The organism is Janthinobacterium sp. UMAB-56, from assembly GCF_900095265.1.
Taxonomy (GTDB): Bacteria; Pseudomonadota; Gammaproteobacteria; order Burkholderiales; family Burkholderiaceae_D; genus Janthinobacterium.
In genome coordinates this window covers 550,660-576,754 of record NZ_LT607651.1, presented here as the reverse complement: position 1 = coordinate 576,754, position 26,095 = coordinate 550,660, and the positions used below count along the sequence as shown (strand labels likewise).

The following is a 26,095-nucleotide window of genomic DNA, read 5'->3' as shown; positions in this document are numbered from 1 at the left end:
GCATGCTGTTCTTGCAACTGCAAAAAACAAGATCACAGGGTAGCTTTTCATTGAAGCAGAGCGGTATTTCCGCAAACCTGAACAGGAGACAGCGTGGAAAATTTAATACTCAAAAAAACGATCAGGAACATGATGGTATGTCTGGCCAGCGGTGGCGTGCTGGCAGCGTGCGGGGGCGGCGACGACGCAGGCGCACCGGCTGGTTCGCAATTGCTGGCGGCCAGCACGGTGGTCGCGTGCGTGCCGTGGCAAGAGGGCGGCACTTACAATGCTGGCACGGTGGTCACTTACCTGGGCGCCAACTACACCGCACTGGTAACGCAGACCGATCACGTGGGCTCGGGTTGGAATCCCGTTTCCACGCCTAGCCTGTGGAGTGCCGGCGGTACTTGCGATGGCGGCACCACGCCGACGCCCACACCAACGCCAACGCCTACTCCCACCCCGACGCCTACTCCCACCCCGACGCCTACCCCGACGCCGGTGCCTACACCTACGCCCACCCCGACGCCAACGCCAACGCCAACCGGTGGCAGCTGCGCGCTGGCGTGGGTGGCCGGGACGGCCTACAGCGCCGGCGCTACCGTCAGCTACGCGGGCACGAATTATCGCGCCAACTACTGGACCCAGGGCGACAACCCGTCCACCAGCAGCGGCGCCGCCGGCACGGGCAAGCCATGGACCAGCCAGGAGATCTGCAGCATCACGCCGACGCCGACGCCGACGCCGACTCCGACGCCGACCCCAACGCCGACTCCAACTCCAACGCCTACACCTACGCCAACGCCAACGGGTCGCGAAGTCGGTTCCTACTTCGCGCAGTGGGGCGTGTATGGCCGCGACTACGAAGTGGCGAACGTGCATTCCAGCGGCGTGGCTGACAAGCTGACCTTCATCAACTATGCTTTCGGCAACATCTATCCGAAGAACGGTGGCTATGAATGCGCCATGATCACCAAGACGGAGCCGGGCGCGACGAATCCGAATTCGCCGGAAGCGGGCACGGGCGGCGATGCCGAGGCCGACTACATCCGCACGCCGAAGCGTACCGTCGATGGCCAGGCCATCCCGTGGGATGCTCCTCTGTCGGGCAACTTCCTGCAGCTGAGAAAGCTGAAGGCGGCGCACCCGAATCTCAAATTGTTCATCTCGCTGGGCGGCTGGAGCTGGTCGAAGAACTTCTCCGTCGGTTCGGCCACCGATGCGCTGCGCAAGCAGATGGTGCGTTCCTGCATCGATATCTATATCAAGGGCAACCTGCCGGTGCAGGGCGGGCGCGGCGGCGTGGGCGCGGCAGCCAACATCTTTGATGGCATCGACATCGACTGGGAATACCCGGTCGGCGGCGGCCAGCCGTACAACACGGTCAGCCCCAACGACAAGCGCAACTTCACCTTGCTGATGGCGGAATTCCGCAGCCAGCTCGATGCGCTCGGTGCCGCCAACGGCAAGCGCTACCTGTTGACGGCGGCCGTCGGCGCCGGCAAGGACAAGATCGACAACACGGAACCGGCCCTGTACTCGCAGTATATGGACTGGATCAACCTGATGACCTATGACTTCCACGGCGGCTGGGAAACGAGCACCAACTTCAACGCCCAGCTGTTTGCCGACCCTGCCGATCCGTCGACGGGCATGGCGCGCGAATACGTGGGCGACAAGGCGGTGCAGTACATGATTGCCGCCGGCGTGCCGCGCGACAAGCTGCTGCTGGGCATACCGTTCTATGGCCGCGGCTGGACGGGCGTGGCGCCAGGACCGAATGGCGATGGCCTGTACCAGGCGGCCACCGGCACGGCGCCAGGCACGTACGAGTCGGGCATCGAGGACTATAAAATCCTCGTCGCCAAGGCCGGCACGCGCTACTACCATCCCGTGACCAAGCAACTGTACCTGTACACGGGTGCGGGCGGCCAGTGGTGGAGCTATGATGACCCGACCGTCATCGGCACCAAGGTGAAATACGTCAAGGACCAGGGCTTGCGCGGTGCGTTCTCGTGGGAACTCGATGGCGACGCGAATGGCGTGCTGGCGACCGAGGTGTGGAAGGTGCGGTAATGTTGATGTAGGGTAAGACGCGGCCGGATAGCCATGCTGTCCGGTCGCTTATTCACATAAATCCAGGAGACGGGCGATGGCGGCGGTATCGACATTCGGAGTCAAGCAGAAAGAGCAGCAGCCGGAGCAGGAACTGAGCCGTGAGTGGCGCAGCTGGATCGCGGAAAACCTCATGCTGGGCAGTCATCCTTCGGCGCTGATGCCGGTGCTGCAACAGGCTGGCATCGCCGAGCCCCTGGCGCGCCGCGAAGTGGAACTGGCACTGCATAGCCCCTACCTGGCGGGCGCCGTGCGCCTGTCGAACCGCCTGGCCAAGCGCGACTGGGTGATCGATATCCAGCGCAAGCTGAACCAGTTGCGTCCGAGCGAGATTCCCCGCCGCGACAAATTGACGGCGCAAGCGTTTCTGGACGAATACTATTCCACCAACCAGCCCGTGATCATCACCGGCATGCTGGACGACTGGCCGGCCATGGCCAAATGGAGCCCGGCCTACTTCCGCGCACAATATGCGCAGCGCGAAGTGGAAGTGCAGTTCGGCCGCGAGGCGGACGCGCAGTACGAAATGAACAGCGTGGCGCACAAGCGCAAGATGGCCTTTGGCGAGTACGCCAGCCTGGTCGAGGACAGCGGCGTGAGCAACGATTTCTATATGACGGCGAATAACAATTCGCAGAACCGGCAAGCGCTGCGCGAGCTGTGGGATGACATCGGCCAACTGCCTGAATACCTGAAGCAGGAAGGTGCCCCCACGGGCTTTTTATGGTTTGGCCCGGCCGGCACGGTGACACCGTTTCATCACGACCTGACCAACAACTTCATGGCGCAGGTAAGAGGGCGCAAGCGGCTGCGCATCATGGCTGCCTGCGAGGTGGCACGCGTGTACAACCAGCGCCACTGTTTTACGCCTGTCGACGGGAGCGACATCGACTTGCAGCGCTATCCGCTGATGGCCGACGTGCAAGTGCGCGAATGCGTGTTGGCGCCGGGAGAGATCCTGTTTCTGCCCGTCGGCTGCTGGCATTTTGTCGAAGCGCTCGATATATCGGTGACAGTGGCCTTCACCAACTTCAAATGGGATAACGATTTCTACAGCAAGTATCCGTCGAATCACGACTTTTGATGGCGATGCCGATTGGTGCGAACCTGCCGCGAACAGCAGCCGTACAGGCGGCTTTTTTCACAGACGTAAAAAAGCCGACCCGAGGGTCGGCTTTTTGTTGAATCGCAAGTGATTAGTCGCGGCTGCCGCCGGCGAAACCCAGCAAGGACAGCAGGCTGGTGAAGATGTTGTACACGTCCAGGTAGATGCGCAGGGTGGCCGAGATGTAGTTGGTCTCGCCGCCGTTGATGATTTGCTGCACGTCATACAGGATGTAGGCCGAGAAGATGGCGATGGCGACCATGGAGATCACGATCGACAGAGCCGACAGGCCCAGGAAAATATTCGCCACCGAGGCCAGGATCAGCACGATCACGCCGGCGAACAGCCATTTGCCCATGGCCGAGAAGTCGCGCTTCGACACTGTGGCGATGGTCGCCATCACGGCCAGGATGGTGGCCGTGCCGCCGAATGCCGTCATGATCAGCATGCCGCCGTTCGAGTAACCGAGCGTGCGCGTCAGGATAGGCGTGAGCATCAGGCCCATGAAGAAGGTAAAGCCCAGCAGGACGGCAACGCCGAGGCCCGAGTTCTTGGTTTTTTCAATCGCGTACATGAAGCCGAAGGCGACGGCCATGAAGATGATGAAACCCATGCCGCCGGTCAGCATCGGCAAATGCATTTGCACGCCGATGAAGGCGCCCAGCACGGTCGGTATCATGGACAGTGCCAGCAGCCAGTAGGTATTGCGCAAGACCTGGTGGCGGACTTGCTGCATGCCTCCCGACAGGTCAAAGGTGCGTTGCATGTTCTGATTCATAGTGCCTCCGTGTTGTCAATTCAAATTACTACTTTCCCCAAGGATAGCATGGACCCCGGTTTTTACAAAAAAACCAGCTTAAGATTTAATTAAACTCAGGCAGGGCCGCAAGATGCCAACCAGCCTGTCTGGGTGATATGGGGTGGAGTATGGTAAAATCAAAGGTTGATTGAGTTATCAATTTATCGTTTTAAACCTTTCTTTTTATTGGAGTTTTCACACATGGCAATCGAACGCACCCTGTCGATCATCAAACCAGACGCAGTTGCAAAAAACGTAATCGGTCAAATCTACTCCCGTTTTGAAAACGCTGGCCTGAAAATCGTTGCAGCGCGTATGACCCAACTGTCGCGCGAACAAGCTGAAGGCTTCTACGCAGCGCACAAGGAACGCGGCTTCTTCAAGGATCTGGTCGACTTCATGGTTTCCGGTCCAGTCATGATTCAAGCCCTGGAAGGCGAAAACGCCGTTCTGGCCCACCGTGACCTGATGGGCGCGACCGATCCGAAGAAAGCAGAAAAAGGCACGATCCGCGCCGATTTCGCCGATTCGATCGACGCTAACGCCGTACACGGTTCCGACGCTGTCGAAGCTGCTAAAGTGGAAATCGCTTACTTCTTCCCAGAACTGAAGGCTTAATTGCCTTAGATAACGTTATTTCCTGGCGTTATCTGTGAAATAACTTATCACCCCCTGTTCCCGCTGCGCTGTGGAGTTTTCGCTCCGGATGCGCGCGGGGACGGATTTTTAGAATAGACATGATCATGCATACGACGACACTCACCAACTTGCTGGACCTCGATCCCGCGCAACTCATCGCCTACTGCGCCGAGTTGGGAGAGAAGCCGTTTCGTGCGAAACAATTGCAACGTTGGATACATCAGTTCGGCGCCTCCGATTTCGACGCCATGACGGACCTGGCCAAGTCGCTGCGCGACAAGCTGGCCACGCGCGCCGAAGTGCGCGCCCCGGCCATCATCAGCGATCACACGTCGCTTGACGGCACGCGCAAGTGGCTGGTCGATGTGGGCAATGGCAATGCCGTGGAAACCGTGTTCATTCCGGAAGAAAATCGCGGCACCCTGTGCATCTCGACGCAGGCCGGCTGCGCCGTGAACTGCCGTTTCTGCTCGACGGGCAAGCAAGGCTTCAACCGCAACCTGTCCGTGGGCGAAATCATCGGCCAGCTGTGGATGGCCGAATTTGAATTGCGCCGCACCAAGGGCATCGAGCCTGGCCCGAAAGGCGAGCGCCAGATCACCAACGTGGTGATGATGGGCATGGGCGAGCCCCTGCTGAACTTTGAACCGACCGTCACGGCCCTGAAGCTGATGCTCGACGACAATGCCTACGGCCTGTCGCGCCGCCGCGTCACCCTGTCGACCTCGGGCGTGGTGCCGATGATGGACAAGCTGTCGCAGGAAGTGCCGGTGGCACTGGCCGTCTCGCTGCACGCCTCGAACGACGCCTTGCGCGACGGTTTGATTCCACTGAACAAGAAATATCCGCTGAAGGAATTGATGGCGGCGTGCAAGCGCTACCTGGAATTTGCTCCACGCGACTTCATTACCTTCGAATACTGCATGCTCGATGGCGTCAACGACAGCGACGAACATGCGCGCGAACTGCTGGCGCTGGTGCAAGACCGCGAGTTCGGCGTGAACTGCAAGTTCAACCTGATTCCCTTCAACCCGTTTCCCGAGTCGGGCCTGTTCCGCTCGAAGAATCCGCGTATCAAGGCATTTGCCCAGGTGCTCATGGATGGCGGCATCATCACCACCGTGCGCAAGACGCGCGGCGACGATATCGATGCGGCCTGCGGCCAGCTGGCCGGCGAAGTCAAGGATCGCACGCGGGTGCAGGAGCGCATGGAAAAGATGACTGAGTACCAACAGAAATTTGGCGCCAACTTCGGCAAGATCGTGGAGATCCGCTCCTGATGCGGGGAGGCATGGCTTATCCTGGCGCACTTGCCGTGGCTGTTGTCAGCCTGGGCGTGCTGCTGGCCGGCTGTGCTTCCACCGCAGACAAGGAGCAGGCTGCCTCTGTCGAGCAGCGCGCCGCCTTGCGCTTGCAGTTGGCCAGCGCCTATTATATGCAAGAGCAGTTTGTGGTGGCCTTGGCCGAAGCAGAGCAGGCGGTGCAACTGGTGCCGGGCAACGCCCAGGTGCGCGGCATGCGCGCCCTGATTTTTGCTGCCCTGCGCCAACCCGTGGCTGCTGAAAAAGATTTTCTTTACGCATTGCGCCTCGCGCCCCACAATCCCGAGTTGAGTAATAATTATGGCCTGTTTCTGTGCCAGACCGGGCGCGCGGCGCAGTCGTTGGCGTATTTCGATGCCGCATTGCAAGATGTCGCCTATGGCACGCCTGAACTTGCGCTGCACAATGCGGCGGCGTGCAGCCTGGTCATGAAAGATTACCCGCGCGCCGCTGACTACTGGCTCAAGGCGGAGCGCATCGCACCTGCTACGGCAATCACCTATGCCGGCCTGGTGCGCGTGTATTACCAACAGCAAGACTACCGGCAGGCGGCTGATTATTGGCAGCGCCTCGGTAAGGCAGCAACAATGGAGAGCCAGACGGCCGATGTGCTGTGGCTCGGGATCAAGGTGCAGCATAAGCTCGGGGATGTGGGCGCGGAAGCTGACCTGGCGGCGCATTTGCGCAACCACCATGCCGGCTCCCCCGAATATGCTGCTTATCAAAATGGGGCGTTTGATGAGTGAGACAGGGATACCAATGAATTCAGAGTGGGCAGAAACGCCTCAGCAGCAGCCCCAGGGCAATCTTGCCTTGGCAGGCGCACAGTTGAAGGCGCAGCGCGAAGCGCTGGGCTGGCCAGTGGAACAGGTGGCCGACCAGCTCAAGCTGGCGCCACGCCAGGTGATCGCGCTGGAAGAGGGCGACATGGCGGCCTTGCCGAACGTGGCTGTGGTGCGCGGTTTCGTGCGCGCCTACGCCAAGGTGGTGCGTCTCGACGCGGCGCCGCTGGTGGCCATGATCGAAGTCCATCCGGCGCCGGCGCAAGATCCGGCAGCGCCCGTGCGGCGTGAAATTTCCGCCACGTTTTCCGAATCGCGCTTCCCGTCGATGACGCAGCGCTCGTCGAACCAGGCCACCGTCTGGATCGCCGGTGCCGTCGTCGTCGTCGTGGCGGCTGCCTTTGGCGCGTACAAGCTCGGCTATGTGCCGGCAGGCCTGCTCTCTGCCCATGCCGAGAAAGAAACGGCGCATGCTGAAGTGGGGCCCGTGGAAACGACCCTGATCAAGCCGGGCCAGGACTTGACGCCCGTGCAGTCGCCGTCCGTGCCCTTGATTTCCGTGCCGCCGCCGCCAGGCAACGATACGCAGACCGGTGCACCCGCCGCCGCTGTCGCTTCGGCGCCGGCCGCCGCCTTGCCGCCAGCCGCTGCCCCTGCGGCAGCGGTAACGCCTGGCGCCACGCCGCCCGTGGCCGCCGCTGCCGTGGGCGCGAATGCGCTGGTGCTGAAGGTGGAGCAGGATTCCTGGGTGGAAATCCGCCGCCCTGGCAGCACGCCGCTGATTTCGCGGATGGTCAAGGCGGGCAGCACGGAAACGTTCGATATCACGGGACCGGCCACCCTGGTGGTGGGTAAGCCGGGTGTCGTGCAGGCAACCTTGCGCGGCGCCAAGCTGGACTTGCCGACCGTTGCCGGTGGCACGATTTCCCGTGTCAGCATCAAATAAACGCAGTAATCGTTCAAGCAAACTCTGAAGATAATATTTATGGCTACCTCGAAAACAGCGATCGGCTCCGGTCCATCCGGCCGGCGCGACAGCCGCAAGGTGCTGATCTCGCATGGCCAGCGCCAGATCTGGGTGGGCGGCGACGCCCCCGTCGTGGTGCAGTCGATGACGAACACGGATACGGCCGACGCCATTGGCACGGCCATCCAGATCAAGGAGCTGGCGCGTGCCGGTTCGGAACTGGTGCGCCTGACGGTAGACCGTCCCGAGGCGGCTGCCGCCGTGCCGTATATCCGCGAGCAGCTCGACAAGATGGACATCGACGTGCCGCTGGTGGGCGATTTCCATTACAACGGCCATACCCTGCTCAACGATTACCCCGATTGTGCGCGCGCGCTGTCGAAGTACCGCATCAATCCGGGCAATGTGGGCAAGGGCGCCAAGCGCGACACGCAATTTGCGCAAATGATCGAAGCCGCTTGCAAGTACGACAAGCCGGTACGCATCGGCGTGAACTGGGGCAGCCTCGATCAAGCCTTGCTGGCCCGCATCATGGATGAAAACGCGGGCCGTGCCGACCCATGGCCGGCGCAAGCCGTCATGTATGAAGCGCTGGTGACGTCGGCGATTGAAAACGCCGTGCGCGCCGAAGAGCTGGGCCTGGGCCGCGACAAGATTATTCTGTCGTGCAAGGTTTCTGGCGTACAAGACCTGATCGCCGTGTACCGCGAACTGGCCCAGCGCTGCGACTATCCGCTGCACCTGGGTTTGACGGAAGCGGGCATGGGCAGCAAGGGCATCGTGGCGTCCACCGCTGCGCTGGCCGTGCTGTTGCAAGAGGGCATCGGCGACACCATCCGCATCTCGCTCACGCCTGAACCGGGCGGCGACCGCACGCGCGAAGTCATCGTCGGCCAGGAAATCTTGCAAACCATGGGCTTGCGCAAATTCGCACCCATGGTGATTGCCTGCCCGGGCTGTGGCCGCACCACGTCGACCACTTTCCAGGAACTGGCCGATAATATCCAGACGTATCTGCGCGAGCAGATGCCGGAGTGGAAGAAATCGTATCCGGGCGTGGAAGCGATGAACGTGGCCGTCATGGGCTGCATCGTCAACGGTCCCGGCGAATCGAAGCATGCGAATATCGGCATCAGCCTGCCCGGTACGGGCGAGTCGCCGGCCGCGCCCGTGTTTGTCGACGGCGAAAAAGTCGTCACCCTGCGCGGCGAACGCATCGTCGAGGAATTCCAGGACATCGTCTTGAAGTATGTACAGAGTCACTATGGCGTAGCTGGGGTTTCGAGCGACATGTCGCTCGCCAGCGTAGCGGTATAGGCTTGCAAGCCGATACCCCTGAATACCCCAAAAATTGAACAGCAATCGTAGCCAATAAAAGTAGATACCATGTCAGAAAATAAAAAAGCCGATAAAATCACCGCAGTCAAAGGCATGAACGATATTCTGCCGGCTGACGCACCGCTGTGGGAATTGTTTGAAAACACGGCGCAATCCGTGCTGCAAAGCTACGGCTTCCAGCAGATCCGCACGCCGATCGTGGAAGAAACAAAATTGTTCGCGCGTGCCATCGGCGCCGTGACCGATATCGTGGAAAAGGAAATGTATTCGTTCACCGATTCGATGAACGGCGACAACCTGACCCTGCGTCCCGAAGGCACGGCTGGCGTGGTGCGCGCCGTGGTCGAGCACAACCTCGTCTATGAAGGTCCGAAACGCCTGTGGTACAAGGGCCAGATGTTCCGCCACGAGCGCCCGCAGAAAGGCCGCTACCGCCAGTTCCACCAGTTCGGCGTGGAAGCCATCGGTTTTACGGGCCCGGATATCGATGCCGAGATCATCATGCTGTCGCGCCGCCTGTGGGATGACCTGGGTCTGGAAGGCATCCGCCTGGAACTGAATTCGATCGGCGACGCGGCCGAGCGCCTGCGCCACCGCGCCGATCTGATCGCCTACCTGGAAGGCCACAGCGAGCTGCTCGACGAAGAAGCCAAGCGCCGCCTGCACAGCAACCCGCTGCGCATCCTCGATACCAAGAACCCTGCCATGCAGGAGCTGGTCAATGGCGCGCCGAAGCTGCTGGATTACCTGGGCGAGGAATCGCTGGCCCACTTCCACGGCGTGCAGAAGATCTTGAACCACAACAATATTCCTTTCACCATCAATCCACGCCTGGTGCGCGGCCTCGATTACTACAACCGCACGGTGTTCGAGTGGGTCAGCGACAAGCTGGGCGCGCAAGGCACGGTATGTGCCGGTGGCCGCTATGACGGCATGGTGGAAATGTTTGGCGGCAAATCGACGCCAGCCGTCGGTTTCGGCATGGGCGTCGAGCGCCTGGTGCTGCTGATGAAGGATGCCGCTGAGCCGGAGCAACCGGCCCAGTGCGACGTCTACCTGGTGCACCAGGGCGAGCAGGCAGGCTTGCAAGCCTTCGTGCTGGCAGAGCGGATTCGCGATGCGGGCCTGGACGTTGTGCTACATTGCGCAGCGAGCAACGGCGGCGGCAGCTTCAAGACGCAAATGAAAAAGGCCGATGCCAGCGGTGCGGCGTTTGCCGTGATCATGGGCGACGATGAAATCGCCAACAATGTCGCGACGGTGAAAGCCATGCGCGAAGCCGATGCTGGCGCGCAGCAAAATACGGTGCCGTTCGACGATGTCGTCGATTACGTGGTGGACCAGATCATCGGCGAGCACGATTGCGGCCATGACCACGGTCCTGGCGGCCATGTGCATCACCACCATTGATTTGCAGCAAGACCGTACTACCCTCGATCAACTACTCATTAAAACTGACGACCCATGGCATACGATCACGAAGAACAAGAACAACTGGCAACCCTCAAAGCCTGGTGGCAGCGCAATGGCAATCTGACCTCCTGGGTCCTGATCGTGGCGCTGGCAGGTTACAGCGGCTGGGCTGGCTGGCAGTACTACCAGCGCACCCAGGCTGCGCAAGCGGGCCAGTTGTACGACGAACTGCAAAACGCCATCGCCGCCAAGGACACTGCCAAGGTGATGCGCGCTGCCGGCGACATGCAATCGCGTTTCAGCGGCACGGCGTATGCGCAGATGAGCGCCCTGGCCGCTGCCAAGGTGGCGTTCGACGCGAATGACCTGAAAACGGCCAAGACCCAGCTGCAATGGGTGGCCGAGCATGGCACGGAAGAGTACAAGGCCATCGCCAAGCTGCGCCTGGCCGGCGTCCTGCTGGACGAAAAAGCCTACGATGACGCGTTGAAAGTGCTGGCGACGGCGTCCGTGGCGCAATTTGCCGGCGCCGTGGCCGACCGCAAGGGCGACATCCTGGTGGCGCAAAACAAGCTGGCAGAGGCGCGTACGTCTTACCTGGCCGCGATAGCCGCGACGGACAAGAACAATCCAGGCCGTCAACTGATCCAGGTCAAACTGGAAGCGATCGGCGGTACGGTGCCGGAAGACAAGGCCAAGGCTGACAAGGCTGCCGCCTGACAGGAACACTGATGCTATGGCCGCGCGGCGTTTTGCGTCGCCTGCCTTGCCCTCAAAAGTACAAGAAAAAGGTTGGATAACACTTATGCGTGTCACTGAAAAGCTGGTAGCTGCAAGTCTGTTGGCCCTGATGGCCGGTTGCTCGTCCTGGAACCCGTTCGCCTCGAAAGATCCGAAAGTCGAACCGGCCAAGCTGGTCGAGTTAAAATCGAGCATCGCCGTGCGCGACGCCTGGAAGTATTCGATCGGCAAGGCTGGTGTGTACGCCTTTACGCCTGCGCTGGCCGGCAACAGCCTGTACGTGGTCAGCGCCGATGGCGCGCTGGCGCGCCTGGATGCGGCCAGCGGCCGTGAAACGTGGCGCATCAAGGCCGGCAGCGACATCACGTCCGGCGCCGGCAGCGATGGCGCGCTGGTGGCCGTGGGTGCTGCCAAGGGTGCCGTGCTGGCTTTCGATGTCGATGGCAATCAGTTGTGGAAGGCGCAGGCGTCCAGCGAAGTATTGACGGCGCCCGTCGTAGGCGATGGCGTGGTCGTGGTGCGCAGCGTGGACAACCGCATCGTCGGCTTCGATGCCAAGACGGGCGAGCGCAAATGGACGGTGCAGCGCGCTACGCCGGCCTTGACCTTGCGCAATGCGCCGGGCATGGTGCTGGGCGGTACGAATATCTACGTGGCCCAGCCGGGCGGCAAGCTGCTGGCACTGACGGCGGCCACCGGTGTGGTACGCTGGGAGATCGTCGTCAGCGAACCGCGCGGCGCCACCGAACTGGAGCGCGTCTCCGACATCGCCGGCACGCCGGTCGTGTTCGAAGGCGAAGTGTGTGCCGTCACGTACCAGGGCAAGGCAGGTTGCTTCGATGCCGCCACGGGCGTGCCGCGCTGGACTAAGCCGATCTCGTCCGATGTGGGCGTGGCCGTCGACCAGCGGTTCGTGTTTGTTGCCGATGACCAGGGCGCCGTGGTGGCATTCAGCCGCGACGGTGGTCAGAGCGCCTGGAAGAACGAGGCGCTGGCGCGCCGCCGCCTGTCGACGCCGGCCTCCTACGGCCGCAGCGTCGCCGTCGGCGACTATCAAGGTTATATCCACTTCCTGTCACGGGAAGATGGCGCATTAATAGGTCGTGTCAGTACCGACGGTAGCCCGATTGTTTCGGCTCCCGTCGTTGCCGGTTCGAATTTGATTTTTCAAACCCAATCAGGGACAGTGACCGCTCTCGCGGTCGAGTAATACAATGAAGCCGGTAATTGCACTAGTAGGTCGACCCAATGTTGGGAAATCGACTTTATTCAATCGTCTGACCCGCTCGCGCGATGCGCTGGTGGCGGATTTGCCTGGGTTGACGCGCGATCGTCACTATGGCGAAGGCCGTGTCGGCGAACGTCCCTTCCTGGTCATCGATACGGGTGGTTTCGAACCCGTCGCCAAGGAAGGCATCATGCACCAGATGGCACTGCAGACCAAGCAGGCCGTGGCCGAGGCCGACGTGGTGGTCTTCATCGTGGACGGCCGTCAAGGCCTGACCCCGCACGACAAGACCATCGTCGACTTCCTGCGCAAGAGCGGTCGCCCGGTCTTGCTGGTGGTCAATAAAAGCGAAGGCATGCGCTATACGGCCGTCGTCTCCGAATTCTATGAATTGGGCATGGGCGATCCGTATGCCATCTCGTCGGCGCACGGCGACGGCGTCAACGACCTCGTCGAAGTGATGCTGGACCTGGCATTCGCGCAGCGTCCGGATGAGCCTGAAGAACTGGAAAAGACCGACCGCGGCATCAAGATTGCCCTCGTCGGCCGTCCTAACGTGGGCAAGTCGACGCTCATCAACACCCTGCTGGGCGAAGAGCGCGTGATCGCCTTCGACATGCCGGGCACGACGCGCGATTCGATCGAAATCCCGTTCGAGCGCGATGGCCAGCAATACACCTTGATCGACACGGCCGGTATCCGCCGCCGTGGCAAGGTGTTTGAGGCGATCGAGAAATTCTCGGTGGTGAAAACCCTGCAGTCGATTTCCGAAGCCAACGTGGTGGTGCTGATGCTCGACGCGCAGCAGGATATTTCAGAACAAGACGCGCATATTGCCGGCTTCATCCTGGAATCGGGCCGCGCGCTGGTAGTGGCCGTGAATAAATGGGATGGTTTGCAATCGCACCAGCGCGATGAAATCAAGATCGATATCGACCGCAAGCTCGACTTCCTGTCGTTCGCGCAGATGCATTTCATTTCGGCGCTGAAGGGCACCAACATCGGTCCGCTGATGAAGTCGCTCAACGCCGCGTATGCAGCCGCCATGTGCGACTTGTCGACGCCGAAGCTGACGCGCGCCCTGATCGAGGCCGTGGAGAAGCAGGAACCGCGCCGCAAGGGCTCGATTCGTCCGAAGCTGCGCTACGCCCACCAGGGCGGCATGAATCCGCCTGTGATCGTGATACACGGTAATGCGCTCGACGCCGTTGGCGATCCTTACAAACGTTATCTGGAAAAACATTTCCGCGATACGTTTGCCCTGGTCGGCACGCCGCTGCGCATCGAATTGCGCACGGGTAAAAACCCGTTTGCGCGCACGCCAAGCAAGTAATAATTTAACGGCTGAATTAAGTGCATATTAAGGCGCCGCAGAGATAATGCGGCGCCGATAGCCGATTGAATGGCTTTTGCACGAAAATAATAAAGTGTTAATGCGCCGTGCGCGACAGCGATCGCGAAAACAGGTTACAGTAGCTATGACGCATCTTTCTCTCTTTGAAAGGTGTGAGAGCACTTGAAATCAAGCGAGTCGCCTCCAATTCTTACACAACAACATAAACAACGGAGCTGTTATGAGCAACAAAGGGCAACTGTTACAAGACCCATTCCTCAATGCATTACGCAAAGAGCATGTTCCTGTCTCGATCTACCTGGTCAATGGCATTAAATTGCAGGGCCATATCGAATCGTTCGATCAATATGTCGTATTGCTGCGCAATACGGTGACACAGATGGTGTACAAGCATGCCATCTCGACAGTGGTGCCGGCCCGTGCCGTCAATCTCAATATTGAATCTGAAGCGGAGTAAAGCGTTGAGCTTGACGGCCCAGCGCCTTTCACCCTCCATCGCCCCCGTCCGCGCCAGCGGCGCTGATGCGTTTGCATCGGCGTCGGCGTCCGCCGCAACTCATTTGATGCCATCATGCGCGCGGCACTAGTCGGGGTTGACTTCGGTCACAGCGACTTCGCCGCCAGCATGGAGGAACTCATGCTGTTGTCGCGTTCGGCTGGCGCAGACCCGATTTCCACCATCACGGCCAAGCGTTCCAGTCCCGATTCCGCGTATTTCGTCGGCAGCGGCAAGGCCGATGAAATTGGCGACGTCGTCGTCAACGATGGCCTGGAAATCGTCATCTTCAATCACGCCCTGTCACCTGCCCAGCAGCGCAATCTGGAAAAGCGCCTGAATGTGCGGGTGCTCGACCGTACCAGCCTGATCCTCGATATCTTCGCGCAGCGCGCCAAGAGCCACGAGGGCAAGCTGCAAGTCGAGCTGGCCCAGTTGCAGCATCTGGCGACACGCCTGATCCGCGGCTGGACCCACCTTGAGCGGCAAAAGGGCGGTATCGGCTTGCGCGGTCCCGGCGAGACGCAGCTCGAGACCGACCGCCGGCTGATCGGCGACCGCGTCAAGGCCTTGCGCGCGCGCCTGGAAAAGCTGCACAAGCAGCGCGAAACACAGCGCCGCGCGCGCGGCCGCAATCACACATTCTCGGTGTCACTGGTCGGCTATACCAATGCCGGCAAGTCGACCCTGTTCAATGCCGTGACCAAGGCCGGCGTGTATGTCGCCGACCAGTTGTTCGCCACCCTCGACACCACCTCGCGCCGGGTTTACCTGGGCCAGGAAGTGGGCAATGTGGTGATCTCCGACACGGTCGGCTTCGTGCGCGAATTGCCGCATCAACTGGTGGCAGCGTTCCGCGCCACGCTCGAAGAAACCATCCATGCCGATTTGCTGCTGCACGTCGTCGATGCTGCGTCGCCGGTACGCATGGAGCAGATCGAGCAGGTCAACCTGGTCTTGAAAGAGATCGGCGCCGATCATATTCCGCAGATTCTCGTGTGGAACAAGATTGATGCTGCGGGGCTGGAGCCTTCGGTGGAGCGTGACGAATATGCTACGATCAGTCGCGTGTTCGTCAGTGCGCAGAAGGGCAGTGGGCTCGACCTGCTGCGCGATGCGATAGTCGAGATGGCCAGGAAGGCGCCCGGTTCGGCGCACCTGTATCAACACGACGCAGCACCGCAGGAAGATCAGTTGGACGGTCAGTACGACCAGCACGATTGCGCCGCCCCGGACCAGGACGAAGAGCCTGGCGAGGACGATAGGATTTCCACCCACTCCCAAGTCGGAACACGATAGTTATGCTTGTCTCCCTACTCAAAAAAACAGGCTTGAAGTTATCCCTGAACGATCCCCGCTGGGGCAATCGCAAGGACGACGGCAAGAAAGCCCAAGAAGGCAAAAAGCCCGGCGAAGGTCCGCCGGACCTCGATCAGTTATGGCGCGATTTCAATCAGCGCCTGAACGCCTTTTTCGGACAGAAGAACCGTCCCGACAACGGCGGCAATGGCGGCGGCGGTGGTCCGCGTCCCGACATGAAGGGTGCCGGCATCACCGCCGGCGTGGTCGGCGTGATCGCCGTCTTCATCTGGCTCGCCAGCGGCGCCTTCATCGTGCAAGAGGGCCAGAGCGGCGTGGTGCTGACGTTTGGTCAATACACGCGCACGGCGCCTGCCGGTCTCAACTGGCGCTGGCCGTACCCGTTCCAGACCGATGAAACCGTCAACGTGTCGCAGGTGCGCACGGTGGAAGTCGGTTATCGCACGTCGCTGCGCAACAAGCAGGCCAGCGAGTCGCTGATGCTGACGGACGATGAAAATATCATCGATATCCAGTTTGCGGTGCAGTACACCTTGAAAGATCCGGTGGAATGGCTGTTCAGCCTGCGCGACCAGGAAGACACCTTGCGCCAGGTCGCCGAGACGGCGATCCGCGAAGTGGTCGGCCGCAGCAAGATGGACTTCGTGCTGTATGAAGGCCGCGAAAAAGTGGCCTTTGACACGCAAAAATTGATGCAGCAGATTCTTGAAGATTACAAATCTGGCGTGTTGATTAACAATGTGACGATGCAGGCCGTGCAGCCGCCGGAGCAGGTGCAAGCCGCCTTCGACGATGCCGTCAAGGCTGGCCAGGACCGTGAGCGCCAGAAGAATGAAGGCCAAGCCTACGCCAATGACGTGATTCCGAAAGCACGCGGCGCAGCATTCCGCCTGGTGCAGGAAGCCGAGGCCTACCGGGCCATGGTGACCGAGAACTCGGAAGGTAATGCGTCGCGCTTCAAGCAAGTGCTGGTCGAGTACCAGAAGGCGCCGGCCGTGACGCGCGACCGCATGTACCTGGAAACCATGCAGCAGGTGTTCAGCAGTGCCAGCAAGGTCATGGTTGACGCCAAGACGGGCAGCAATCTGCTGTATCTGCCGCTCGACAAATTGATCGCCCAGCAGGCGGCGTCGGACGCCTCGGCCGCGGCAGCGCGCGCCGCTGCGGCCACACCCGCAGCCAATACCGTAATGCCACAGGAAGCCATGCAGACAGTAGAAGTCAATTCGCGTCGCGACAGCCGCTCTTCGCGTGAACGGGAGAGCCGCTAATGAACCGTATCGTTGCCGCCCTGATCGCGGGCTTCATCGCGATCATGCTCTTGTCCTCGACCGTGTTCGTCGTCGATCAGCGTAAATACGCCATCGTCTTCGCCCTGGGCGAGGTCAAGGACGAGATCAGTAAGCCAGGCTTGTACTTCAAGCTGCCGCCGCCGTTCCAGAACGTCATCTACCTGGACAAGCGGATCCTGACGCTCGATACGCCGGAGCCGGAGCGCTTCATCACGGCCGAGAAGAAGAATATCCTCGTCGACGCATATGTGAAGTGGCGCATCGTCAATCCGAAGACCTATTTCCGCAGCTTCGGCGGCGATGAAAGCCGCGCCCGCAACCGCATGTCGCAAATCGTCAAGGCCGCCCTGAACGATGAAATCACCAAGCGCACCGTGCGCGAAGTGATCTCGGGCGAGCGCGGCAAGGTGATGCAGGCGATCAAGGTCAAGGTGGCGGCCGAAGCCGAGGCCATCGGCGTGGGCATCGTCGATGTGCGCCTGAAACGCGTCGATTACGTCGAGCAGATCAACAACTCGGTGTATGAGCGCATGAAGTCCGAGCGCGTGCGCGTGGCCAATGAGCTGCGTTCGACCGGTTCGGCCGACTCCGAGAAAATCCGCGCCGACGCCGACAAGCAGCGCACGGTGATCCTGGCCGAAGCGTATCGCGAAGCCGAGAAGATCCGCGGTGAGGGCGACGCCAAGGCATCGCAGATCTATGCGGAAGCGTTTGGCAAGAATCCGGAGTTCTACAAGTTTTACCGTAGCCTGGAAGCCTACCGCGCCACCTTCAAGGACAAGGGCGACGTGATGGTCATCGATCCGAGTTCGGAATTCTTCAAGTACTTCAAGGGCGGCGGCGCAGCCGGTTCGCCCAAGAAGTAAGCACGGCAGCATCCAGGCTGCATCCGTCCGCGAGGACGGGTGACAGCAGCAACGGGGTCGGCGTCAATGCCGGCCCCGTTTTTTTGTGCCCGCCATGCTGTTGCGGGAAGGCGTAAATGCGGTGTTTTTAGGGCTGTGCGCCAGCGTTTCGGACAACTTATCCCTAAAGCCCCATGTTTTCGCGTAAAATATCAGGTTCGGCCTCTTGCCTGGTGCGCCCGCCGCTGCCTCGCATGATGCATTTTTTCAACTTTCTTCCGTATCTCGCTCCCTCATGCCGAATTGGCTTTTGCCCGAAAATATTGCCGATGTTCTGCCGTCGGAAGCGCGCAAGATCGAAGAGCTGCGCCGCCTCATGCTGGATAATTTCCGTCTGTACGGATATGAACTGGTGATGCCGCCGCTGCTCGAGTATCTGGAATCGCTGATGACCGGCGCTGGCAAGGATACCGACCTGCGCACGTTCAAACTGGTCGACCAGCTGTCTGGCCGCATGCTCGGCCTGCGCGCCGACATGACGACGCAAGTGGCGCGCATCGACGCGCACCTGCTCAACCGTGCCACCGTGACCCGCCTGTGCTACGCCGGCAGCGTGCTGCATACCCGTCCTTCGGGTCTGCACGCCACCCGCGAGCCGCTGCAGATCGGCGCCGAAATCTATGGCCACGCCGGCCTGGAAGCGGATGCCGAGATTCAGGAACTGGCGCTCGCTTCGCTGGCACTGGCCGGTTTCGACTCGGTCCGCCTGGATTTGTCGCACGTCGGCCTGTTGCGCGCTATCATTGCGCAAGACGCCGCCGCCGTGCGCGACGAGGCTGCGCTGTACACCTTGCTGCGCGCGAAAGATGCGCCTGGCCTGCGCGCCCTGACGGCAGACTACGACGCCGTGACGCGCGATGCGCTGCTGGCCTTGCCTGGTCTGTATGGCGACATCGACGTGCTGGCGCGTGCGCGCGAAGTGCTGCCGCCGCTGCCGGGCGTGCTCAAGGCACTGGCCGAACTGGCCGCGCTTGCCGCGACTGTGGAAACCAAGGCCCTGGGCCGCGCCGAAGTGGCGATCGACCTGGCCGACCTGCGCGGCTACCAATATGAAAGCGGCGCGATGTTTGCGCTGTATGTACCTGGCTTGCCGAACGCGGTTGCGCGCGGCGGCCGTTATGACCACGTCGGCGAAGCGTTCGGCCGGGCACGTCCCGCGACCGGCTTCTCGCTCGATTTGCGCGAACTGGCGCGCCTGTTGCCGACCGCGGAACGGAAGCATTCGATCCGCGCGCCGTGGGGCAGCGCACCAGAACTGAAGGAAAAAATCGCCGAGTTGCGCAAGGCGGGCGAGGTCGTGATCCAGAGTATGCCGGGTCACAGTAATGAACAAGACGAGTTCGAGTGCGATCGCGTGCTGGTACTTGCCGATAATGGTAGTAGCTGGATTCTTAAAAACTTAGGTTGAGTGATGTCAAAGAAAATTATGGCAAAGAACGTTGTTGTCATCGGCACCCAATGGGGCGATGAAGGTAAAGGCAAGATCGTCGATTGGTTGACCGATCACGCCCAGGGTGTGGTGCGCTTCCAGGGCGGCCACAATGCAGGCCACACGCTGGTCATCGGCGGCGTCAAAACCGCACTGCAACTGATCCCGTCGGGCATCATGCGTCCAGGCGTCGCCTGCTACATCGGTAACGGCGTGGTCGTTTCCGTGCCGGACGTGCTGCGCGAAATCGACAAGCTCGAAGCGGTCGGCGTCGAAGTCGCCTCGCGCCTGAAAGTGTCGGACGCGGCGCCTGTGATTCTGCCTTACCACACCGCGATCGACCTGGCGCGTGAAGCCAAGCGTGGCGATGCGAAGATCGGCACTACCGGCAAGGGCATCGGCCCGGCCTACGAAGACAAAGTGGCGCGCCGCGCGATCCGTATCGCCGACCTGTTGAACGAGAAGCGTTTTGCCGAAAAGCTGGCTGAAAACCTCGATTACCACAACTTCGTGCTGGAAAACTACCTGAAAGCGCCGAAAGTCGACTATCAGAAGACCCTCGACGACGCGCTGGCCTATGTGCCGCGTCTGCGTCCGATGGTCACCGACGTGTCGAGCGCGCTGTACAAGGCGCACAAGGCCGGCGCCAACCTGCTGTTCGAAGGCGCGCAGGGTTCCCTGCTCGACGTCGACCACGGCACCTATCCATTCGTCACTTCGTCGAACTGCGTGGCTGGCAATGCCGCTGCCGGTTCGGGCGTAGGCCCAGGCATGCTGCACTACATCATGGGCATCACCAAGGCTTACACGACGCGCGTCGGTTCCGGCCCGTTCCCTTCGGAACTGCCTACGGATGCCGGCGTCGGCCACCACCTGGCGCAAGTCGGCCATGAATTCGGCACCGTGACGGGCCGTGCCCGCCGCTGCGGCTGGTTCGATGCCGCCTTGCTGCGCCGTTCCGTGCAGATCAACGGCGTGACGGGCATGTGCCTGACCAAGCTGGACGTGCTGGACGGTATCGAGACGCTGAAACTGTGCACCGGCTACACCATCGACGGCGTGGCCACGGACATCTTCCCATCGGGCGCTGAAGAAGCCGCCCGTTGCGTGCCTGTCTACGAAGAGATGCCAGGCTGGACGGAAAGCACGGTCGGCGCGAAATCGCTGGCGGCCTTGCCGGCAACGGCCCGCGCTTACATCAAGCGCATCGAAGAACTGGTCGGCGTGCCGGTGGACATGGTTTCGACCGGTCCTGATCGTGAAGAAACGATCGTCCTGCGCCACCCCTTCGAGTAAGCTGCTGGACACAATCCGCCGCAAGGCGGATTTTTTTAATCACGCTAATAATAAGAGTTCACTATCATGACTACCCCACAATCGAACGATCAACATCTCTGGGTCAACTGGGAAGAGTACCACCGCCTGATCGAGCGCCTGGCGCTCAAGGTCCACGAATCGGGCTGGAAATTTGACCAGGTATTGTGCCTGGCGCGCGGCGGCGTGCGTCCTGGCGACGTATTCTCGCGCATTTTCGACCTGCCACTGGCCATCCTGTCTACCAGCTCCTACCGCGAAGACAAGGGCACCACCCAGGGCGACCTCGATATCGCCAAGTACATGACCATGACCAAGGGCCCGCTGGCCGGCCGCATCCTGCTGGTCGACGACCTGGCCGATTCGGGCGTCACGCTGGACAAGGTCACGCGTCACCTGAAGGACAACTTCCCGGGCGTGACCGAAGTCAAATCGGCCGTGATCTGGTTGAAGGGCTGCTCCGTCGTGCGTCCCGACTATTTCCTCGATGAGCTGCCACACAACCCGTGGATCCACCAGCCATTCGAAGACTACGACGGCCTGCGTCCGCACCAGCTGGCGGCGTGGATCAAGAAGGGCGAGTCGAGCAAGTAATCACTGCTTGCGTGTTGGCGAAAAAAAGACGATCGTGTATCGTCTTTTTTTTCATCTGAAGGAATCTGGCATGACCATCCTGCACACGGCGCGGCTGCGCCTCGAACCCGTCACCGACAAGCATTACGACGCCATGCATGCCATGAACTCGGATACCGAAGTGATGACTTATCTCAATGCGGGCCAGCCGGAGACGGAAGAGCACACGCGCGCCGCCGTTGCCCGCATCATGGGGCGCTGGACCGAGTGGGGTTATTCGTGGTGGGCCTTGATCCGTACCGGAGATGAGGTGCTGGTGGGGCTGGCCTGCCTGCAGCATATCGGTGGCGACAAGGCGCAGCCGCACGAAATCGGCTGGCGCCTCGCCCGGGCTGGCTGGGGCCAGGGCTATGCCAGCGAAGCGGCTGCCGCCATCGTCGCACACGCCTTCAACGTCGTCGGCGCGCCCGAAGTGGTGGCCGTGGCGCACCCGGACAACGCCGCCTCGATCAAGGTCATGACGCGCCTGGGCATGCAATACGTGGGCATGCAACGCCATTACGATATCGATAGCGTCGTGTACCGCCTGCCGCGCCCATGACGGCAATGCAGAAGGCCCTGAGGCTGGGCTGCAGCTACGGCGTGCGCTTTTCACCCGATGGTACGCGTCTGGCCGTGCTGGGACGCGACCTGGTCCTGTGGGACGTGGCGGCGCGCAGCAAGCTGTGGCGCGGCAAATTCATCGCGCACATGTCGGGCATGGCCTTCTCGCCTGACGGCGGCCGGCTGGCCATCAAGAGCACCACGGGGCAGATGGCCGTGGTGGATGTCCAGACGGGCCAGTTGCTGCTGAACTTCCAGAACAGGAAGGATGGCGAAGGCTGCGGTCCCGCGTGGTCGCCTTGCGGCCGGTATCTGGCCGACGGCGGCTGGGATGGCTGCCTGCGGATGCGCGCGGCGGCGACGGGCGAGTTGCTCTTCACGCAGGCGCATGCGGGCGAGATGTTGCGGGCTGTCCATGCCATCGATGGCGGGCGGCGCTTGCTGGTACAGCATGGCGTCAAATCGGTGGACGAGGGGCAAGTGCAGCCGCCCGACTACTGCAGCGTGTGGGACTGGCCCTTGCAGGACGGCGGCGGGCGCATGGTGCTGTCGCTGCCACGCTTGATGTCTTGCGCGCCGTCGCCGGACGGGCAATATCTGGCCGTGCTGCACCATACAGGCGGCGAGGAGTTCCTCTCCATGTACGCGCTGGCCGACGGCCGCTGCCTGGCCAGGGTGGCCGTGGAGGCGGGCGGCGGCACGGGTGACGGCTTGCGCTGGCTGCCCGACGGCAGCGCGCTGGGGCGCATCGGCAAGGGCAAGCTGCTGTTTTACGGCTGGCCTGGGCTCGACGTGCTGGCACAACACGCTTTTACCTATCCCTGCGCGCTGGACTTTCTGCCAGCTTCGCCACTGGCCGCCATCGGCTCCTGGGAAGCGGGTATGTTGATGGATTTGAACGTACACGAGGAAACCGCATGATCACCTGTTATTTACGCTATATCATCGACCCGTACAAACTGCGGGAATTCGAAGCCTACGGCAAGCTGTGGATACCGCTGGTGGAACGTTTCGGCGGCCAGCACCACGGCTACTTCCTGCCGTCCGAAGGCGCCAGCAACGTGGCGCTGGCCATGTTCTCATTTCCCAGCCTGGCCCTGTACGAACAGTACCGCAGCGACTCGATGCAGGACGCCGAATGCCAGGCTGCCTTCCGCTACGCCGAGGAGACGCGCTGCATCGTCAGCTATGAGCGCAGTTTTTTCCGGCCTGTGTTTGGCTGAAACGGTGCGCTTGCCCTCCATCGACCACCATTAAAACCTGATGGGACAAGGCGCCGCAGTCCCTTCGCCAAAACCGGCATAGCCGGATCGCGCGCTGAGGTTCAAGGTCATATTGCCTTTGTCCGGTAAATAGATGCAGTATTCGCCGGTCGCCGTGATGACGCGGTAGATGCGCTTGGGATCGTTGGGCGCGCTGAACAGCTCGATGCGCGCCGCTTCGAACCACTTCGGCTTGACCGCCGCATGCGCTTCGGCGAAGCCTTTCGCCAGGCGCGTCTGCGCCGTATCGGGCGGCGCCACGAATTGCTGCGGATGCTCGGCACGCAGCTGGCGGTCGATGGCGCCGGCTGCCTGCAATGCCAGTTGCGCCAGAGGCAGGGCGCCGGCCTTGGATGCCGCAGGCGCCGTTGTGGCCGGCAGGGCGTCGTCTTGTGGCCTGTCCGGCGGCGTGGTGGCAAGTGCGGTCCTGGGTGCTGAGGCCATGCTAGCGGGATCGACAGGAAGCACCGGCAAGGGCGGCGGCGCAGGGTAAGACTCAGACTCAGACTCAGACTCAGACTCAGACTCAGACTCAGACTCAGACTTGGCGCGCGCAACGAAGCCCGATGCTGCTGGCAGTGGCGGCATCAGCTGCAGCCAGACCCGGTCATCGCGAACCATGCTCTGGTGCACGGGGCGCGTGACCGTCCAGAACAGCGCCAGGTGCAAGGCGGCGATGGCGGCGATGGTCCAGCCGTGACGGTGTTGATGGAAAGCAAAGCGGTGCTGCGCAGGGCCGGTGCTCATCTGTTCATGTTTCCCACAAGTAAGGTAACACCAGTATGCAAATTTGCAACAGCGCTGTAAACAGCTTTCTCGCAGTAGGCGGATAGCGCCCCCCGAGGTACCGGGAAATGCGCCCATGCGCTGATTTTGTTAAGCTGCCAGTCCGGCTCCCACGCTACACGACAGGAATTGCATGACCGACGATCGCTATTTTTATGAACCCGCTCAGGGCCACGGCTTGCCGCACGATCCCTTCAATGCCATCGTGGGGCCGCGTCCCATCGGTTGGATCGCCACCCGCAGCAGCGCGGGCGTGTTCAATCTCGCCCCCTACAGTTTTTTCAATGCCTTCAATTACACGCCGCCGCTGATCGGTTTTTCCAGCATCGGGCGCAAGGATACCTTGCGCAATATCGAGCAGACGGGCGAATTCGTGTGGAACCTGGCGACCCGTCCGCTGGCCGTGGCGATGAACACCAGCTGCGCGCCGGCGCCACCCGAGGTCGACGAATTTGCGCTGGCTGGATTGCGTCCGCTCGCCTCGCGCATCGTGAACGTGCCGCGCGTGGCCGAAAGCCCCGTGTCCTTCGAATGCCGGACGACGCAGATCATCGAACTGCAAGGCTTGAATGGGCAAGGTGTCGGCAGCTGGCTGGTGCTCGGTGAAGTGGTGGGCGTGCACATCGCGCGCCATCTGCTCAAGGACGGCGTGTACGACACGGCCGCCGCTGCGCCCATCCTGCGCGGCGGCGGGCCGGCCGATTATTTTGAAATCGGTGCAGACAGCCTGTTCCAGATGCGCCGGCCAAGCTACCCCTGAACGGGAGCAGGCTATTTCTGCATGATGGGATCGCGCCCCAGGGTGCGCGCCAGCGCGCCGCCGTCGCCGCGCCAGAATTCGCGGTCGGCCAGGCGCACGCGCTCGGCCGCGTGCTGCATGTGTTCCATGGCCGCCTGGCGTGCCCGCTGCGGGTCGCCGTCGGCAATCGCCTGCACGATTTTTTCATGTTCGCGCCGCACTTCGATGGAAAAATCCGTGCGCCGCGCTTCATTCGCGCGCGTCACCTTGACGGCCGCGCGGATCGGGTCGGCGAACATGGCAACGAATTTCGGCCAGTAGGGATTGCCCGTCGCTTCGGCGATGCACAGGTGCAGGCGCACGTCTTCTTCCACGCCATCGACGCCGGCCGCCACCGCTTCCTCGATGCGCCGCAGCGCATGTTCGATATCGGCCAGCTGGCCCGGCGTGCGCCGCACGGCCGCCAGCGCGGCGATTTCCGCTTCCAGTCCCTGCCGCACTTCGATCAGGTTCAGCAGCGATTGCACCGACTGCTCCGTCAGCGCGTCGCCCCTTTCTCCGGCCTTCGCGCCATCCTGCGCGCACACGAATGTGCCGCTGCCCTTGCGCGTGACGACGATGCCGTCCGCCTGCAGCAGGGCGATGGCTTCGCGCAGCACCGTGCGGCTCACGCCAAAGTGGCTGGCCATCGCTTGCTCCGATGGCAAACGCGTGCCGCCGGCCAGGCCATCGTGATGGATTTGCTGGCGCAGCCGGGCCGCCACGCGCGCACCCAGGGTGCCGGTGGTGAAACTGCCAGCGGCGGGTTCCGGCGGGGGAAGGGTAAAGCTGAACGTGCGGTCCATCGGTGCATCCTTGTACTAGCGGTTCTCATGGGGCTTGCCTGCTTGCCATTATATGGAATATACAGCTTGACACACACAAAACACACACATAATATACATCCATACAAATTTTAGACAAGTTGCCAGCCACCTCCTGTGGACCATAAAAACCCGGCACGGTCGATCCCTCAGCGATCAGGAGACAAGCATGGAAGTATCACAAGCATTGCCCGGGCAGCCGGCTGGCGCGGCCGCCAGCCAGAAAATCATCGACGATGCCGTCTACCGCAAGGTGACCTGGCGCATCATCCCCTTCCTCATGCTGTGCTACATCGTCGCTTATCTCGATCGTGTGAACGTGGGCTTCGCCAAGTTGCAAATGCTGGCCGACCTGCAATTTTCGGAAACCGTGTATGGCCTGGGCGCCGGCGTGTTCTTCCTCGGCTACTTCCTGTTCGAAGTGCCCAGCAACGTGATGTTGCACAAGATCGGTGCGCGCGTGTGGATCGCCCGCATCATGATCACCTGGGCCATTATCTCGGGCGCCTTCATGTTCGTCACCACGCCGACCCAGTTCTACATCATGCGCTTCCTGCTCGGTATCGCCGAGGCGGGCTTCTTCCCCGGCATCATCCTGTATCTGACTTACTGGTATCCGTCCGAGCGCCGCGCGCGCATGGTGTGCACCTTCATGGCCGCCATTCCGGTGGCGGGCCTGATCGGCGGCCCCCTGTCTGGCTGGATCATGGAAACCTTCTCCGGCTGGC

The 26,095-nt window shown here is 61.4% G+C and carries 26 protein-coding genes; 23 read left to right on the top strand and 3 right to left on the bottom strand.

Annotation, left to right across the window (positions count from 1 at the left end):
* Positions 1-129: 129 nt before the first annotated feature.
* Together K0F85_RS02720 and K0F85_RS02715 are read left to right on the top strand one after the other, a co-directional pair.
* Positions 130-2,058, top strand: a complete 1,929-nt coding sequence (locus tag K0F85_RS02720; RefSeq protein ID WP_306982532.1) for a glycosyl hydrolase family 18 protein — start codon at positions 130-132, stop codon at positions 2,056-2,058.
* A gap of 76 nt (positions 2,059-2,134) precedes the next feature.
* Positions 2,135-3,181, top strand: a complete 1,047-nt coding sequence (locus tag K0F85_RS02715; RefSeq protein ID WP_219114419.1) for a cupin-like domain-containing protein — start codon at positions 2,135-2,137, stop codon at positions 3,179-3,181.
* A gap of 112 nt (positions 3,182-3,293) precedes the next feature.
* On the opposite strand, the gene K0F85_RS02710 is transcribed toward K0F85_RS02715, so the two are convergent.
* Positions 3,294-3,980 (bottom strand): Bax inhibitor-1/YccA family protein, encoded by a 687-nt coding sequence (locus tag K0F85_RS02710; protein ID WP_034752039.1) that lies wholly within the window; start codon positions 3,978-3,980, stop codon positions 3,294-3,296.
* A gap of 222 nt (positions 3,981-4,202) precedes the next feature.
* On the opposite strand from K0F85_RS02710, the gene ndk reads away from it, so the two are divergent.
* The 19 genes from ndk to K0F85_RS02615 all read left to right on the top strand — a co-directional run bounded on the left by ndk (position 4,203) and on the right by K0F85_RS02615 (position 22,940).
* Positions 4,203-4,619 carry a nucleoside-diphosphate kinase gene (gene ndk / locus K0F85_RS02705; RefSeq protein ID WP_034752036.1) on the top strand — a complete coding sequence of 139 codons (417 nt, stop codon included), beginning with the start codon at positions 4,203-4,205 and terminating at the stop codon, positions 4,617-4,619.
* Positions 4,620-4,744: 125 nt separating this feature from the next.
* Positions 4,745-5,920 carry a 23S rRNA (adenine(2503)-C(2))-methyltransferase RlmN gene (rlmN, locus tag K0F85_RS02700; RefSeq protein WP_219114418.1) on the top strand — a complete coding sequence of 392 codons (1,176 nt, stop codon included), beginning with the start codon at positions 4,745-4,747 and terminating at the stop codon, positions 5,918-5,920.
* Between the two features lie 56 nt (positions 5,921-5,976).
* A complete protein-coding gene (gene pilW, locus K0F85_RS02695) occupies positions 5,977-6,708 on the top strand; it encodes a type IV pilus biogenesis/stability protein PilW (RefSeq protein ID WP_257572477.1) in 732 nt (243 codons plus the stop codon).
* 67 nt (positions 6,709-6,775) lie between these two features.
* A complete protein-coding gene (locus tag K0F85_RS02690; RefSeq protein ID WP_306982522.1) occupies positions 6,776-7,690 on the top strand; it encodes a helix-turn-helix domain-containing protein in 915 nt (304 codons plus the stop codon).
* A 39-nt stretch (positions 7,691-7,729) separates the two neighbouring features.
* A complete protein-coding gene (ispG, locus tag K0F85_RS02685; protein ID WP_219114415.1) occupies positions 7,730-9,028 on the top strand; it encodes a flavodoxin-dependent (E)-4-hydroxy-3-methylbut-2-enyl-diphosphate synthase in 1,299 nt (432 codons plus the stop codon).
* A 69-nt stretch (positions 9,029-9,097) separates the two neighbouring features.
* The gene (gene hisS / locus K0F85_RS02680) at positions 9,098-10,459 is read left to right on the top strand and encodes a histidine--tRNA ligase (protein WP_219114414.1); all 1,362 of its coding nucleotides are present in this window, start codon (positions 9,098-9,100) and stop codon (positions 10,457-10,459) included.
* 54 nt (positions 10,460-10,513) lie between these two features.
* Positions 10,514-11,182 carry a tetratricopeptide repeat protein gene (locus tag K0F85_RS02675; RefSeq protein ID WP_219114413.1) on the top strand — a complete coding sequence of 223 codons (669 nt, stop codon included), beginning with the start codon at positions 10,514-10,516 and terminating at the stop codon, positions 11,180-11,182.
* Between the two features lie 85 nt (positions 11,183-11,267).
* Positions 11,268-12,413, top strand: a complete 1,146-nt coding sequence (gene bamB / locus K0F85_RS02670) for an outer membrane protein assembly factor BamB (RefSeq protein WP_219114412.1) — start codon at positions 11,268-11,270, stop codon at positions 12,411-12,413.
* A gap of 4 nt (positions 12,414-12,417) precedes the next feature.
* Complete coding sequence (gene der / locus K0F85_RS02665) at positions 12,418-13,764, top strand: ribosome biogenesis GTPase Der (RefSeq protein ID WP_070221915.1); 1,347 nt, start codon at positions 12,418-12,420, stop codon at positions 13,762-13,764.
* Between the two features lie 241 nt (positions 13,765-14,005).
* Entirely contained in the window at positions 14,006-14,242 is a 237-nt protein-coding gene (gene hfq / locus K0F85_RS02660; RefSeq protein ID WP_008450615.1) for an RNA chaperone Hfq, read from the top strand.
* Positions 14,243-14,356: 114 nt separating this feature from the next.
* On the top strand, positions 14,357-15,580 hold the full coding sequence (gene hflX / locus K0F85_RS02655; protein WP_219114411.1) for a GTPase HflX: 1,224 nt from the start codon (positions 14,357-14,359) through the stop codon (positions 15,578-15,580).
* A gap of 2 nt (positions 15,581-15,582) precedes the next feature.
* A complete protein-coding gene (hflK, locus tag K0F85_RS02650; RefSeq protein WP_219114410.1) occupies positions 15,583-16,872 on the top strand; it encodes an FtsH protease activity modulator HflK in 1,290 nt (429 codons plus the stop codon).
* Positions 16,872-17,759, top strand: coding sequence for a protease modulator HflC (hflC, locus tag K0F85_RS02645; protein ID WP_219114409.1), 888 nt, complete (start codon positions 16,872-16,874; stop codon positions 17,757-17,759). The genes hflK and hflC overlap by 1 nt, the downstream gene beginning before the upstream one ends.
* Positions 17,760-18,033: 274 nt before the next feature.
* Positions 18,034-19,206 carry an ATP phosphoribosyltransferase regulatory subunit gene (locus K0F85_RS02640; RefSeq protein ID WP_219114408.1) on the top strand — a complete coding sequence of 391 codons (1,173 nt, stop codon included), beginning with the start codon at positions 18,034-18,036 and terminating at the stop codon, positions 19,204-19,206.
* Positions 19,207-19,209: 3 nt separating this feature from the next.
* A complete protein-coding gene (locus tag K0F85_RS02635) occupies positions 19,210-20,523 on the top strand; it encodes an adenylosuccinate synthase (protein ID WP_034752021.1) in 1,314 nt (437 codons plus the stop codon).
* Between the two features lie 66 nt (positions 20,524-20,589).
* Positions 20,590-21,135: a phosphoribosyltransferase gene (locus tag K0F85_RS02630; protein ID WP_092795180.1), complete on the top strand. Its 546-nt coding sequence runs from the start codon at positions 20,590-20,592 to the stop codon at positions 21,133-21,135.
* Positions 21,136-21,205: 70 nt separating this feature from the next.
* The gene (locus K0F85_RS02625; RefSeq protein WP_219114407.1) at positions 21,206-21,715 is read left to right on the top strand and encodes a GNAT family N-acetyltransferase; all 510 of its coding nucleotides are present in this window, start codon (positions 21,206-21,208) and stop codon (positions 21,713-21,715) included.
* Positions 21,712-22,638, top strand: a complete 927-nt coding sequence (locus K0F85_RS02620; RefSeq protein WP_219114406.1) for a WD40 repeat domain-containing protein — start codon at positions 21,712-21,714, stop codon at positions 22,636-22,638. Before K0F85_RS02625 ends, K0F85_RS02620 begins: the two co-directional genes overlap by 4 nt.
* Entirely contained in the window at positions 22,635-22,940 is a 306-nt protein-coding gene (locus K0F85_RS02615) for an NIPSNAP family protein (RefSeq protein ID WP_034789018.1), read from the top strand. Before K0F85_RS02620 ends, K0F85_RS02615 begins: the two co-directional genes overlap by 4 nt.
* Positions 22,941-22,970: 30 nt before the next feature.
* Here the strand turns inward: K0F85_RS02615 and K0F85_RS02610 are convergent, their stop codons facing one another.
* A complete protein-coding gene (locus tag K0F85_RS02610; RefSeq protein ID WP_219114405.1) occupies positions 22,971-23,726 on the bottom strand; it encodes a hypothetical protein in 756 nt (251 codons plus the stop codon).
* A 172-nt stretch (positions 23,727-23,898) separates the two neighbouring features.
* Between K0F85_RS02610 and K0F85_RS02605 the strand changes: the two genes are divergently transcribed.
* On the top strand, positions 23,899-24,525 hold the full coding sequence (locus K0F85_RS02605) for a flavin reductase family protein (protein ID WP_219114404.1): 627 nt from the start codon (positions 23,899-23,901) through the stop codon (positions 24,523-24,525).
* Between the two features lie 11 nt (positions 24,526-24,536).
* Here K0F85_RS02605 and K0F85_RS02600 read toward each other — a convergent pair whose 3' ends face one another.
* Positions 24,537-25,349 (bottom strand): FadR/GntR family transcriptional regulator, encoded by an 813-nt coding sequence (locus tag K0F85_RS02600; RefSeq protein WP_219114403.1) that lies wholly within the window; start codon positions 25,347-25,349, stop codon positions 24,537-24,539.
* 187 nt (positions 25,350-25,536) lie between these two features.
* On the opposite strand from K0F85_RS02600, the gene K0F85_RS28515 reads away from it, so the two are divergent.
* Positions 25,537-26,095 (top strand): MFS transporter (locus K0F85_RS28515; protein WP_257572476.1); only part of this gene is annotated, 559 nt, incomplete at its 3' end.